This window comes from Kitasatospora sp. NPDC001683, from assembly GCF_053596495.1.
The window spans coordinates 23,833-36,089 of sequence record NZ_JBSFGK010000081.1; the positions used below are offsets into that span (position 1 = coordinate 23,833).

The window sequence follows — 12,257 nt, forward strand, 5'->3', positions numbered from 1 at the left end:
ACGGCACAACCGGCACCTCTCGACGGTTCGCTCGCTCCGCTCACTCCCTCCCCCACCTCGCGGGCCGCGCGGTAGAAGTCCTTCCAGCCGTCGCGCTCGCGCACCACCCCTTCGACGTACTCGCGCCACACCGCCCGGTCCGCCACCGGGTCGCGGACGACCGCGCCGAGGATGCCGGCCGTCACGTCCCCGGCGCGCAGCACACCGTCGCCGAAGTGGGTGGCCAGGGCCAGGCCGTTGGTCACCACCGAGATCGCCTCGGCGGTGGAGAGGGTGCCGCTCGGGGTCTTGACCTTCGTCTGGCCGTCCACGGTGAGGCCGGCCCGCAGCTCGCGGAAGACCGTCACCACCCGCCTGATCTCCTCGGCGCCGCCCGGCAGTTCGGGCAGGTCGAGGGAGCGGCCGAGCTGGTTGACCCGGCGGGTGACGATGTCGACCTCCTCGTCCAGCGAGCCCGGCAGCGGCAGCACCACGGTGTTGAAGCGGCGGCGCAGCGCGCTGGACAGCTCGTTGACGCCGCGGTCGCGGTCGTTGGCGGTGGCGATCACGTTGAAGCCGCGCACGGCCTGGGTCTCGCTGCCCAACTCCGGTACCGGCAGCGTCTTCTCGGACAGGATGGTGATCAGGCTGTCCTGCACGTCGGCCGGGATCCGGGTGAGCTCCTCGATCCGGGCGAGCTTGCCGTCCGCCATCGCCCGCATCAGCGGCGAGGGCACCAGGGCGTCCCGGCTGGGGCCGTGGGTGAGCAGCTGGGCGTAGTTCCAGCCGTACCGGACGGCCTCCTCGGGGGTGCCGGCGGTGCCCTGCACCAGCAGCGTGGAGTCACCGCTGATCGCGGCGGCCAGGTGCTCGGACACCCAGGTCTTCGCGGTGCCGGGCACGCCGAGCAGCAGCAGCGCGCGGTCCGTCGCCAGGGTGGTGACGGCGACCTCGACGACCCGGCGCGGGCCGATGTACTTGGGGGTGATCCGGGTGCCGTCGGGCAGCTCACCCCCGAGCAGGTACGTCGCCACGGCCCACGGCGAGAGCTTCCAGCGCTCGGGGCGGGGACGGTCGTCCTGCGCGGCCAGTGCGGCCAGTTCGCCGGCGAAGGCGTCCTCGGCGTGCTGCCGCAGAACGTCGGTCATGGGGGCTCCTTCGGGTCGGCCGCCGGGTGCACGGGTGCCCGGGCGGCAAAGAGAACGGGGGGAGCCAGGTCGGCGTCCCGGCCTGTGGGAACCACCTTGCACGGGGGTACTGACAACGCCGGACGGACAGTCAGCCGATGTCAGTACCCCCGCCTACCGTCGGTCGCATGGAGGAACGCTGGAGCACCGAACACATCCTGTCCCTGGCACCTGACGCCGCGTCGCGGAAGGCCGCGGGCAAGCTGTCCTCGCCCGCGCCCTGGTCCGGGACGGGCACCGACGGGATCGCGCTCTGGGGCGAGTGCCAGGGCAGCGGCCGCACGCCGTACCGCACCGTGGTCGAACTCGCCACGCCCGCCTACCAGTGCAGCTGCCCCAGCCGGAAGTTCCCGTGCAAGCACGCGCTCGGGCTCCTCCTGCTGTGGAGCGGCGCCCCCGGGGCCGTACCGGCCGGCGAGCCCGCCGACTGGGCGGCCGAGTGGCTCCGGACCCGCCGGGAGCGCGCCGAGAGGCGCGCGGCGCCCCCGGCCGATCCGGAGGCCGCCCGCCGCCGGGCCGAACGGCGCGGCGCCCGGGTCGCGGCCGGCGCGGCCGAGCTGCGGTTGCGGCTGGCCGACCGGATCCGGCACGGCCTCGCCGACCAGTCCACGGCAGGCCCCTGGGAGGAGGTCGCGGCCCGGATGGTCGACGCCCAGGCGCCCGGACTGGCCAGCCGGGTACGGGAGTTGGACACCCTGCCGGAGGAGCGGCTGCTGGCGGAGTACGCGATGCTCCACCTGCTCGCCACCGCCGCCACCCGGATCGAACAGCTGCCGCCCGAACTGGCCGCCACCGTCCGCGCCCGGGTCGGCTACACCCTGGACGCGGCCGAGGTGCTCGCCGGACCGACCGTCCGGGACCGCTGGTTGGTGCTCGGCAGTCGGACCGTGCCGATGGAAGGGGGTGCCGACGACCGGCTCACCACCCGCCGGGTCTGGCTGCGCGGCGCCAAGACCGGCCGCCCCGCCCTGCTGCTCGCCTTCGGCCGCCCCGGCCAGGCCCCTGACCTCGCCCTGCCCACCGGCCACCTGCTGGAGGCCGAACTCGCCTACCACCCCGGCGCCCGCCCGCTGCGCGCCGCGCTCGGCACCCGCTACGGCGCCCCCGAACCCGGCCCGGCCGCCCCGCCCGCCGGACTCACCGTCGCCGAGGCGGTCGCCGGGTACGGCACCGCGGTGGCCGACGACCCGTGGCTGGACAGCTGGCCGACGGTGCTCGCCGGAGTCATCCCGGTCCGCACCCCGGACGGCTGGTACCTGACGGACGGCCACCACACCGTCCCGATCCGCCCCTCGGCCGTCCCGGAGGCGGCGCTGTGGCGGCTGGTCGCGGTCTCCACCGGCCGCCCGCTGACGGTCTTCGGCGAGTACGGCCACCAGGGCTTCGCCCCGGTCACCGCCTGGACCGCCGAACACCGCCCGGTCGGCCTCACATCCGCATAGGAGAAGCCACGATGACGATCACCCAGGACCCGTGGGAGACCCTGCGGACCAGCGCCCTGCTCGGCACCGACCGGCGCCCGCTCCCGGCCACCGGGCTGCCGCTGGCCGACGCCGTGGATACCTCCGACCCGGCCACCGCCCTGCTGGAGCTGGCCGCGCTGGCCACCGTCCGCCGCCGGGCCGGCGCCCTGCCCGTACCGGCCACCGAGCCGCCCGGGCCGCCCGCGCCCGAGGACCCCCGCCCGGAGATGCCGGAGGCCGCCGCCCGCCGGCTGGCCGTCCTGCTCGCCGGGCGCACCGGCGGCAACGGTGGCGGCACGCTGGCCAACCTGGCCGAGCTGCTGCCGCAGTGGCTCACCAGCGCCCGGCTCGAGGGCCGGCGGCCGCCCGCCGCGCTGATACCCGGGCTGCTCGACGCCGCCCGTGCGCGCAGCGAACTGCGCGGCGACGCCGTCGCGTTGGCCGGTCCGCTGGGCCGCTGGCTGGCCTCGCAGAACCCGGACTGGCGGTTCGTGCTGCGCACCACCGCCCCCGAGCCGGACCACCAGCCGGGCGACCCGACCGATCACCGGCTGTGGCACGAGGGCCTGTTCGCCGAGCGGGTCACCCACCTGACCCTGCTGCGCCGCCGCGACCCGGCCGCCGGGCTGGAGCTGCTGCGCAGCACCTGGTCCACCGAGCGCGCCGAGGACCGGCTGCTCTTCCTGGACGCCCTGCAGGACGGCCTCTCCCCCGCCGACGAACCGTTCCTGGAGGCCGCCCTGGGCGACCGCAGCAAGAACGTCCGCGCCACCGCCGCCGAACTGCTCTCCAGCCTGCCCGGTTCGGCGCTGGCCCAGCGGATGGCCGAGCGGGCGCGGGTCGCCGTCCGGCTCGCCGACAGCGGCACCCACCTGCTGGTCACCCCGCCCGCCGAGTGCGACGAGCGGATGCAGCGCGACGGCATCGCCCCCAAGTCCCCCACCGGGCGCGGCGAACGGGCCTGGTGGTTCGGCGAGGTGGTGGCCGCCACGCCGCTGGCGGTCTGGCCGGAGAGCACCGGGCTGACACCCGAGCAGTTGCTCGCCCTGCGGGTCGGCGACAGCGTGGACGAGACCAGCAGCAGCTGGGCCGACGACCTGCGCGAGGCCTGGGCGCGCGCCGCCGTGCGCCAGCACGACGCCGACTGGGCCCGGGCGCTGCTCGGCCCGGCGCCCGTCCCGCCGAGCCGCGGCGCCGGCCGGGCCCGGGGCGCGCGCGTCACCGGTGCCCCGTCCAAGCTGCTGGCCGTCCTCCCGCCCGAGGAACGGGCCGCCTGGACGGCCGCCTTCATCGAGGTGCACGGCCTGGGCGACGCATTCCAGCTGCTCGGCGCCTGCGCGACCCCGTGGACGCCACCGCTGTCCACCGCGGTGGTGACGGCGCTGGCCCGGGCCGCGGCCTCCGGCGCGTACCCGTGGAGCCACAGCGGGGTGCTCGGGATGACGGAACGCGCGCTCGCCCCGGAGACGGCCGACGCGGTGGAGGAGCTGGCCGCCGGAGCCTCCCCGGACTCCGCCTGGTCGGAGACCTTCGCCCGGCTGGCCGGGACGCTGCGCTTCCGAGCCGCGATGCTCGCCGAACTGGCCGGCTGAGAACGACCGAGCGGGCCGGTCCACGACGGACCGGCCCGCTCAGCGGATGTCGATGATCAGCCCGCGGCGCGCAGGTTGGCCTCGACCCACGCCACCACGTCCCGGGTGGGCGTGCCCGGGGTGAAGATGTCCGCGACGCCCATCGCCTTGAGCTCGGCGATGTCCTCGTCCGGGATGATCCCGCCGCAGAAGACCTTGATGTCCGCCGCGTCGCGCTCCTTCAACAGCTCCAGCACCCGCGCGCACAGCGTCATGTGGGCGCCGGAGAGGATCGACAGCCCGATGCCGTCCGCGTCCTCCTGGATCGCGGTGTCGACCACCTGCTCGGGCGTCTGGTGCAGCCCGGTGTAGATGACCTCCATGCCGGCGTCGCGCAGGGCGCGCGCGATGACCTTGGCGCCACGGTCGTGACCGTCGAGCCCCGGCTTGGCGACCACCACACGGATCGGCCCCGACACACTCATCACTGCCTCCTGGACCTCGTCGTCCATCATCCGACCGGACCTCGTGGGCCCACGGGTGCGGTTAACGCGGTTAACGCTCGATAACCAACCAACCTGAGGGGAGATTAGCGCCACCCGGCCCGGTTGGCCGAGCCGCCTCCCAAGAGGAGGGCAAAGTCACAGCCGCAGGCCTTGCTACCAGTCGGTATACCCGTCCGCGGACCTCCCGTACAGCCACTGCGCGGCTCCCCGAGCGCCCCCTTGACATCCGGCGGTTTTTCCGGGGTGTCGGGCGTGGGACTACAGTCACCGCTGTTCACCTCACAAGATGACGTGCCCGAGGCCCACCGAGGAGGCAGCCCCCGATGGCTCCCGAAGCAGCCGCCCGTCCGACCCGTGCGGAGCTGCGCCTCGCCGCCCGCGAGCAGTCCCGCGAGCAGTCCCGCGCCCAGCGCCGCGGTGCCGCCAGGGTCGCCAGGGCCGCCACCCGAGCCGCGCTGTTCCGGGTCGCCGTCCCGTCGGTGGCCGCGCTCGGGGTCGCCGGGGCGGCGGGGATCACGGTGGTCCAGGAGCAGGCCCACCAGGTGCCGCCACAGGCGTCGGCGGCCGACGCCCCCGACCGCACGGCCGCCCGGCAGGCCGCCCAGCAGGCCGCCGACGCCGACCAGGCCGCCCAGGCCTCGCGCGGCGACGCCCGTCAGCCGTTGTCCGCCGCCCAGCCCACCGCCACCCCGACCGCGCAGCCGACCGCCGAACCGGCCAAACCCAAGGTGGTCATGCCGGTGGCCCAGCACGGCCTCGGCGAGCTGTTCGGCGCGGCCGGCACCCACTGGATGAACCGGCACACCGGCATCGACTTCCCGGTGGACGGCGGGTCCGAGGTGTACGCCGTCACCGACGGCACGATCCGGACGCAGTGGAACCCGTTCTACGGCTACATGTCGATACTCAAGATGCCGGACGGCACCGAGGCCTGGATGTGCCACCTGCGGGCGTACAAGGTCCGCAAGGGGCCGGTGAAGCAGGGCGACGTGATCGCGTTCGTCGGCAGCAGCGGCAACAGCACCGGGCCGCACCTGCACTTCGAGATCCGACCGCCGGGCGGCGGGCCGGTCGACCCGCTGCCCTGGTTCCTCTCGAACGGGCTGGACCCGCGCTGACCGGGGAAGGTCAGAGCTTCTCGACCGGCGCGTAGCGCAGGACCAGCCGCTTGCGGCCGCCGGAGCCGAAGTCCACCTCGGCCTGCGCGTTGTCGCCGACGCCCGTCACGCCCACCACCGTGCCCAGCCCGAAGGTGTCGTGGGTGACCCGGTCGCCGACCGCGAGCGCGGCGACCTCGCGATCCACCATCCTGCCGGTGCGCCGGGCCGACTGACCCCAGCCCGCCTTCGGCATTGCCGCCGACGCCGCCGAGGACCCAGCGGAGCGTGAACTCCCGCCCCCGGACGAGGACTTGCCCCAGGACGAGCCCGAGGAGAAGCCGCGCTGGACCGGCGCCTGCGCCGCCCCCGTCCGCTTCCACTCGACCAGCGTCTCCGGGATCTCCTCCAGGAAGCGCGAGGCCGGGTTGTAGGCCGGCTGCCCCCAGGCGCTGCGCAGTACCGAGCGGGTCAGGTAGAGCCGCTCGCGGGCCCGGGTGAGCCCCACGTAGGCGAGCCGACGCTCCTCCTCCAGCTCCTTGACCTGGTTGAGCGCCCGCATGTGCGGAAAGATCCCGTCCTCCATGCCGGTCAGGAAGACCACCGGGAACTCCAGGCCCTTGGCGGTGTGCAGGGTCATCATCGTGATGACGCCCTGCCCGTCCTCGTCCTCATCGGGACTTCCTCCTTCTGTCCCGTACTGCTTCGCATCCGGGAGCTGATCGGAGTCGGCGACCAGCGCGACCCGCTCCAGGAAGTCGGCCAGCGAGCCGACCGGCGGTGCGCCGTCCTCCCCGGCGTCCGGCCGCTCGCCCGGGTCCTGCTCGTACTCCAGCGCCACCGAGGCGAGCTCCTGCAGGTTCTCCACCCGGGTCTCGTCCTGCGGGTCGGTGGAGGCCTGGAGTTCGGCCAGGTAGCCGGTCTCCTCCAGGACGGCCTCCAGCACCGCCGCCGGGCCCGCGCCCGACTCGACGACCTGGCGCAGCCCGGCCATCAGGGTGTTGAACTTCTTGACGGCGTTGGCCGAGCGCGCGGCCATCCCGTACGCCTCGTCCACCCGCACCAGCGCCTGGGCGAAGGAGATCCGCTCCCGCGCGGCCAGCGCGTCGATCATCGCCTCGGCCCGCTCGCCGATGCCGCGCTTGGGCACGTTGAGGATCCGGCGCAGCGGCACGGTGTCCTCCGGATTGGACAGCACCCGCAGGTACGCCAGGACGTCCCGGACCTCCTTGCGCTCGTAGAAGCGCACCCCGCCGACCACCTTGTACGGCAGGCCGACCCGGATGAACACCTCCTCGAACACGCGGGACTGGGCGTTGGTGCGGTAGAAGATCGCGACGTCGCCGGGCCTGGCCTCGCCCTTGTCGGTGAGCCGGTCGATCTCGTCGGCGATGAACTGGGCCTCGCCGTGCTCGTCGTCCGCGACGTAGCCGATGACCTTCTCGCCGTGCTCGCCGGCCGTCCAGAGCTTCTTCTCGCGGCGGTTGGCGTTGCGCTCGATGACGGCGTTGGCGGCGCTCAGGATGGTCTGGGTGGAGCGGTAGTTCTGCTCCAGCAGGATCGTGGTCGCGTTCGGGTAGTCCTCCTCGAACTGGAGGATGTTGCGGATGGTCGCGCCGCGGAAGGCGTAGATCGACTGGTCCGCGTCACCGACCACGCACAGTTCGGCCGGCGGCACCTCGGCCAGCCGCCCGGCGGCCGGGTTCACCGGCTCGCCGTCGACGGTGCGCCTGGGGGCGTCGGCCACCGAGCCGCCGGTCAGCTCGCGCACCAGGGTGTACTGGGCGTGGTTGGTGTCCTGGTACTCGTCGACCAGGATGTGCCGGAACCGGCGGCGGTAGTGCTCGGCGACGTCCGGGAAGGCCTGCAGCAGGTTCACCGTCGTCATGATGATGTCGTCGAAGTCGAGCGCGTTGGCCTCGCGCAGCCGCCGCTGGTAGAGCGCGTACGCCTCGGCGAGCTTCTTCTCCATCGGGTTGGCGGCCTGGTCGGCGAAGGTCTCCTCGTCGATCAGCTCGTTCTTCAGGTTGCTGATCTTCGCCGTGAAGGACTTCGGCGGGAACTGCTTCGGGTCCAGGTCGAGGTCGCGGCAGACCAGCGACATCAGCCGCTGCGAGTCGGCCGAGTCGTAGATCGAGAAGCTGGAGGTGAAGCCCAGCACCTTGGACTCGCGGCGCAGGATCCGCACGCAGGCGCTGTGGAAGGTGGACACCCACATCGCCCGGGCGCGCGGGCCGACCAGCGCCTCGACGCGCTCGCGCATCTCGCCGGCCGCCTTGTTGGTGAAGGTGATCGCCAGGATCTCGCCCGGCTGCACCCCGCGGGCGCCCAGCAGGTGGGCGATCCGGTGGGTCAGCACCCGGGTCTTGCCGGAGCCGGCGCCGGCCACGATCAGCAGTGGCGAGCCGGCGTGCAGCACGGCCTCGCGCTGCGGGTCGTTCATCCCCTCCAGCAGCTGCGCCGGGTCCACCACCGTCCGGGCGGCGCCGTTGCGGTACCAGGCGTCCCGCTCGGCCTCGGCGGCATGGTCGGTGTGGAACAGCCCCTCCGGGATCGCCTCCTCGTACGCGTCGTACGGAACCTCGTCCTCGTACGGCGGGGGCTCCTCGTCGATCGCGTCGGCGGGCGCGGCGGGCTGCTTCGACCCGGCGGCGGGTGCCTCGAAACCGGGGAGCGGGAGGTCGTCAAAGAGGCTACTCATGGCACTGACGAGTCTATGGCCACCCGCGGACAAGCCCGTCCGGCCGGACGGATCCGACCGGACGGGTTCGAGGGCGCGGCCTCAGACCAGGCGGCGGGCGGTGGCCCAGCGGGTGAGTTCGTGGCGGTTGCTGAGCTGGAGCTTGCGCAGGACGGCGGAGACGTGGCTCTCGACGGTCTTCACCGAGATGAAGAGCTGTTTGGCGATCTCCTTGTAGGCGTAGCCGCGGGCGATCAGCCGCAGCACCTCGCGCTCGCGCTGGGTGAGGCGGTCCAGGTCCTCGTCCACCGGGGGGGTGTCGGTGGCGGCGAAGGCGTCCAGCACGAAGCCGGCCAGCCGGGGCGAGAAGACGGCGTCGCCGTCGGCGATCCGGAAGATCGCGTCGACCAGGTCGGTGCCGGTGATGGTCTTGGTGACGTAGCCGCGGGCGCCGCCGCGGATGACGCCGATCACGTCCTCGGCGGCGTCCGAGACGGACAGCGCCAGGAACTTCACCCCTCCCTGCTCGCCCATCACGCCGACCGAGCGGCGCAGCACCTCGACGCCGCCGCCCCCGGGCAGGTGGACGTCGAGCAGCACCACGTCCGGCCTGGTCTCGGCGACCACGCGGACCGCCGAGTCCACGTCGTCGGCCTCGCCCACCACGTCGATGCCGGTCACCTCGGTGCGGCCGATCTCGGCCCGGACCCCCGTCCGGAACATCCGGTGGTCGTCCACCAGGACGACCCTGGCCGTGCGCTCCGGCGCTGCCTCAGTCATTCGTTCTCTCCATCTCCAGCTCGACCTCGGTGCCGCCGCCCGCCGCCGGCCGCACCCGAGCGGTGCCGCCGTGGCGCTTCATCCGGCCGATGATCGACTCCCGTACGCCCATCCGGTCCTCGGGCACCGTGTCGGGGTCGAAGCCGGGGCCGTGGTCGCGGACGAACACCGACACCGTCCTCCCCTCCACCTCGGCGTAGACCTGGACCGGTCCCCCGCCACCGTACTTGGCCGCGTTGACGGTCGCCTCCCTCGCGGCCTGCATCTGTGCCGCGATCCCCTCGTCCATCGGGCAGTCGCCGACGATCACCAGCTCGACCGGGACGCCGTGCCGGTCCTCGACCTCGGCGACGGCGGCCCGCAGGGTCTCCGCCATGGTGTCCGGCGCGGACTCGGCGGCGGCCTCCGGGCGGTACAGCCACAGCCGCAGCTCGCGCTCCTGGGAGCGGGCGAGGCGCAGCACCTCCTTGGGGTCCTCGGCCCGACGCTGGATCAGGGTCAGGGTGTGCAGCACCGAGTCGTGGATGTGCGCGGCGATCTCGGCGCGCTCCTGGGCGCGGATGCGGGCGGTGCGCTCGGCGCCGAGGTCCTGCCACAGCCGCAGGCCGTACGGGCCGAGCAGCACCAGCACGCCGGCCAGCACCGCGATCGAGGCCTCGATCACCGAGCCGAGGGTGGAGCCGCTGCCCTGCATCGCGAGCAGCGCGATGGTGCCGGCCACCGCGAGCAGCACGCCGGCGCCGACCCGGGTGTACGCGCCGCGCCGCCGCTCGCCCTCCTCGATGCCGAACCAGCGCTGCCAGCGCGAGTCGTCGGCCTGCCGCCAGACCAGCGCGACGCCGACGCCGATCGCGAGCAGCGGCCAGGTGTACGGCTTGGCGGTCTGCCAGCCGAGCACGTTCAGCAGGGCGATCAGGCCGATCACGACCATGACCAGGGCGGCGAGCTGCCCGATGCCGCCCTGCCCGGTCTTGGCGGCGGGCCGTTTCCCGGCCTCGGCGTCGTCCCCGACGGCGGGCGCCGCCATTACCGGCTCGCCCTGGAGGGCGTGCTGGAGCAGGACGCGCAGTCGGCCGATCCAGCCGCCGCGGGGCTTGGTCAGCGGCGTGCCCGGCCGCAGCCAGGGCGAGGTCGGGACGTAGACGCCGTTGACGTTCACCCAGTGGGTGCCGCCGCGCTGGGAGGGTTCGCCGATGCCGATCGGCACCACGAACCAGAACGCCGCGTACAGCAGCGCGCCGATCCCCTGCGCGAAGAACAGCAGCACGAAGGCCAGCCGCACCCAGCGGACCGGCAGCCCGAGGTGCACCGCGAGGCCGTGCGCCACGCCGCCCAGCATCCGCCCCTGCGGGCTGCGGTAGAGCCGGCGGTAGGGCGGGCGCCCGCCGTCGGGCACGTTCGGGTCGGCGCCCGCCGACGCCGCGGCGTCGGGGGCGAGGGGGCGGGGATCGGTACCGGGTGCTGCCACGCCACCGATGGTTCCACGCGGGCGCCTGCGGGCGCATCAGGGTGTGTCCCCCACACCCTTATCAGGGACGAGTCAGGGTACGGGCAGGGCCGTACCCGGTTGGGCCCGCCCGCCCGCTGCCGCAAGGATGGTGCCCATGACCGAGGACCACCGCATCCAGGAGGCCGGGCCCGCCGCCCCGCCGGCACCGGAACGCCCGCCGCTGACCAGGACGGAGCACCACCGCGTGGTGGCCGGCGTCTGCGGCGGCCTCGGGCGGCACCTGGACATCGACCCGGTGGTGTTCCGGGTGGTCACCGTGGTGCTCTGCCTCTCCGGCGGCCTCGGGCTCTTCCTGTACGGCCTGGCCTGGCTGATCGTCCCGACCGAGGACGGCGCGGACGGCAAGGGCCGCGGCGGGCGCACCGAGCTCCAGCGGGTGCTGACCGGCCGGGTCGACGGCCAGTCGGTCGGCGCGGTGCTGCTGACCGTGATCGGCACCGGGGTGTTCTTCTCCTCGATGGGCGACGGCGACCAGCTGTTCCCGCTGCTGCTGCTCGGCGGCCTGGTCTTCCTGGCGGTGCGCTACGACCCGGAGCGCCGCCGCGGCCGGGGCCGCGGGCGCCGCCACGGCGGCCCGTACGACCGGCACTTCCCCGAGTCCGAGGGCCACGGCTGGCCGCAGGACGAGGCCGCCCGGGCCCGGCACGCCGCCGACCGCGCCGCCGGGACCGTCCCCGCCGACTCCCCCGCCCCCGGCCCGAGCGGCTACCTGTGGGACCCCCGCCACCCCGAGCGCAACCCGTACGGTGCCGCCGACCCGGCCGGCCCCACGCCCGCATGGGGGTCCCCCCGGCCGGAGGCTGGGGGAGGCACCAAGGTGCCGCCGCCCGGCGGCCCGACCCAGGCCTGGTGGCAGCGCACCGACCTGCCGGAGGGCGACCCGCTGCGCAAGGAGCGCCCGGAGCGCCGCCGGGAGCCGGCCGCCGTCCGGCACCCGAGGGAGCGCTCGCCGCTCGGCTTCTTCGGCTTCCTGCTGGCGATCGGCGCGGCCACCGCGGTCTGGTCCGCCTCGGCCGGCCACACCGACGTCACCAAGCTGAGCACCGTGATGCTGGCGACCGGGCTGCTGGTGATCGGGCTGACCCTGCTGCTGGCCGCGAAGTTCGGCAAGGCACGCAAGCTCGCGGCGCTGGGCCTGCTGACCACCCTGGCGCTGGCCTTCACCGGCCACGCGCCGCACACCGTGCAGGACGCCGTCGGCGACCGCTCCTGGACGGTCGGCTCGGCCGCCGACCTGAAGGACCGCTACAACCTCGGTGCCGGCGACATCCGGCTGGACCTGTCCGGGCTCGACCCCGCCGGGACCACCCTCAGCACCAAGGTCGACCTGGGCGCCGGCGAGCTGGTGGTCACCCTGCCGCCGGACGTCACGGTGAACCTGGTGACCCGGGTCGGCCTGGGCAACGTCACCGTCCCCGGCGACCGCAACGACGGCACCGGACGGCACGTCTACCAGCTCAACCCGGTGGACGGCCGGCCGTCCA

At 74.4% G+C, this 12,257-nt stretch carries 9 protein-coding genes; 4 read left to right on the plus strand and 5 right to left on the minus strand.

Features of this window, described 5'->3' with window-relative positions; all coding sequences use genetic code 11:
• Positions 1–1,127: ATP-binding protein (locus ACWCYO_RS31700; RefSeq protein ID WP_449786128.1), on the minus strand; the 1,127-nt coding region annotated here is incomplete at its 3' end.
• A gap of 167 nt (positions 1,128–1,294) precedes the next feature.
• Between ACWCYO_RS31700 and ACWCYO_RS31705 the strand changes: the two genes are divergently transcribed.
• Positions 1,295–2,608 carry an SWIM zinc finger family protein gene (locus ACWCYO_RS31705; protein WP_270146519.1) on the plus strand — a complete coding sequence of 438 codons (1,314 nt, stop codon included), beginning with the start codon at positions 1,295–1,297 and terminating at the stop codon, positions 2,606–2,608.
• 11 nt (positions 2,609–2,619) lie between these two features.
• The gene (locus tag ACWCYO_RS31710) at positions 2,620–4,221 is read left to right on the plus strand and encodes a DUF5691 domain-containing protein (RefSeq protein ID WP_270146518.1); all 1,602 of its coding nucleotides are present in this window, start codon (positions 2,620–2,622) and stop codon (positions 4,219–4,221) included.
• Between the two features lie 56 nt (positions 4,222–4,277).
• Here the strand turns inward: ACWCYO_RS31710 and ACWCYO_RS31715 are convergent, their stop codons facing one another.
• Positions 4,278–4,685, minus strand: coding sequence for a cobalamin B12-binding domain-containing protein (locus ACWCYO_RS31715; protein ID WP_270146517.1), 408 nt, complete (start codon positions 4,683–4,685; stop codon positions 4,278–4,280).
• Positions 4,686–5,029: 344 nt separating this feature from the next.
• Between ACWCYO_RS31715 and ACWCYO_RS31720 the strand changes: the two genes are divergently transcribed.
• The gene (locus tag ACWCYO_RS31720) at positions 5,030–5,824 is read left to right on the plus strand and encodes a M23 family metallopeptidase (RefSeq protein WP_449786129.1); all 795 of its coding nucleotides are present in this window, start codon (positions 5,030–5,032) and stop codon (positions 5,822–5,824) included.
• A 10-nt stretch (positions 5,825–5,834) separates the two neighbouring features.
• On the opposite strand, the gene pcrA is transcribed toward ACWCYO_RS31720, so the two are convergent.
• The 3 genes from pcrA to ACWCYO_RS31735 form a co-directional block, all read right to left on the minus strand.
• Entirely contained in the window at positions 5,835–8,504 is a 2,670-nt protein-coding gene (gene pcrA / locus ACWCYO_RS31725; protein ID WP_270146515.1) for a DNA helicase PcrA, read from the minus strand.
• Positions 8,505–8,585: 81 nt separating this feature from the next.
• Entirely contained in the window at positions 8,586–9,263 is a 678-nt protein-coding gene (locus tag ACWCYO_RS31730) for a LuxR C-terminal-related transcriptional regulator (RefSeq protein WP_270146514.1), read from the minus strand.
• Positions 9,256–10,602 (minus strand): ATP-binding protein, encoded by a 1,347-nt coding sequence (locus tag ACWCYO_RS31735; RefSeq protein ID WP_270151196.1) that lies wholly within the window; start codon positions 10,600–10,602, stop codon positions 9,256–9,258. Before ACWCYO_RS31735 ends, ACWCYO_RS31730 begins: the two co-directional genes overlap by 8 nt.
• A 265-nt stretch (positions 10,603–10,867) precedes the next feature.
• Between ACWCYO_RS31735 and ACWCYO_RS31740 the strand changes: the two genes are divergently transcribed.
• The coding region (locus tag ACWCYO_RS31740; protein ID WP_449786130.1) for a PspC domain-containing protein at positions 10,868–12,257 on the plus strand (1,390 nt) is incomplete at its 3' end.

Coding starts and splice junctions, on each gene's coding strand:
- ACWCYO_RS31705 (WP_270146519.1), top strand. CDS start 1,295: ATGGAGGAACGCTGGAGCACCGAACACATCCTGTCCCTGGCACCTGAC.
- ACWCYO_RS31710 (WP_270146518.1), top strand. CDS start 2,620: ATGACGATCACCCAGGACCCGTGGGAGACCCTGCGGACCAGCGCCCTG.
- ACWCYO_RS31715 (WP_270146517.1), bottom strand. CDS start 4,685: ATGAGTGTGTCGGGGCCGATCCGTGTGGTGGTCGCCAAGCCGGGGCTC.
- ACWCYO_RS31720 (WP_449786129.1), top strand. CDS start 5,030: ATGGCTCCCGAAGCAGCCGCCCGTCCGACCCGTGCGGAGCTGCGCCTC.
- pcrA (WP_270146515.1), bottom strand. CDS start 8,504: ATGAGTAGCCTCTTTGACGACCTCCCGCTCCCCGGTTTCGAGGCACCC.
- ACWCYO_RS31730 (WP_270146514.1), bottom strand. CDS start 9,263: ATGACTGAGGCAGCGCCGGAGCGCACGGCCAGGGTCGTCCTGGTGGAC.
- ACWCYO_RS31735 (WP_270151196.1), bottom strand. CDS start 10,602: ATGCTGGGCGGCGTGGCGCACGGCCTCGCGGTGCACCTCGGGCTGCCG.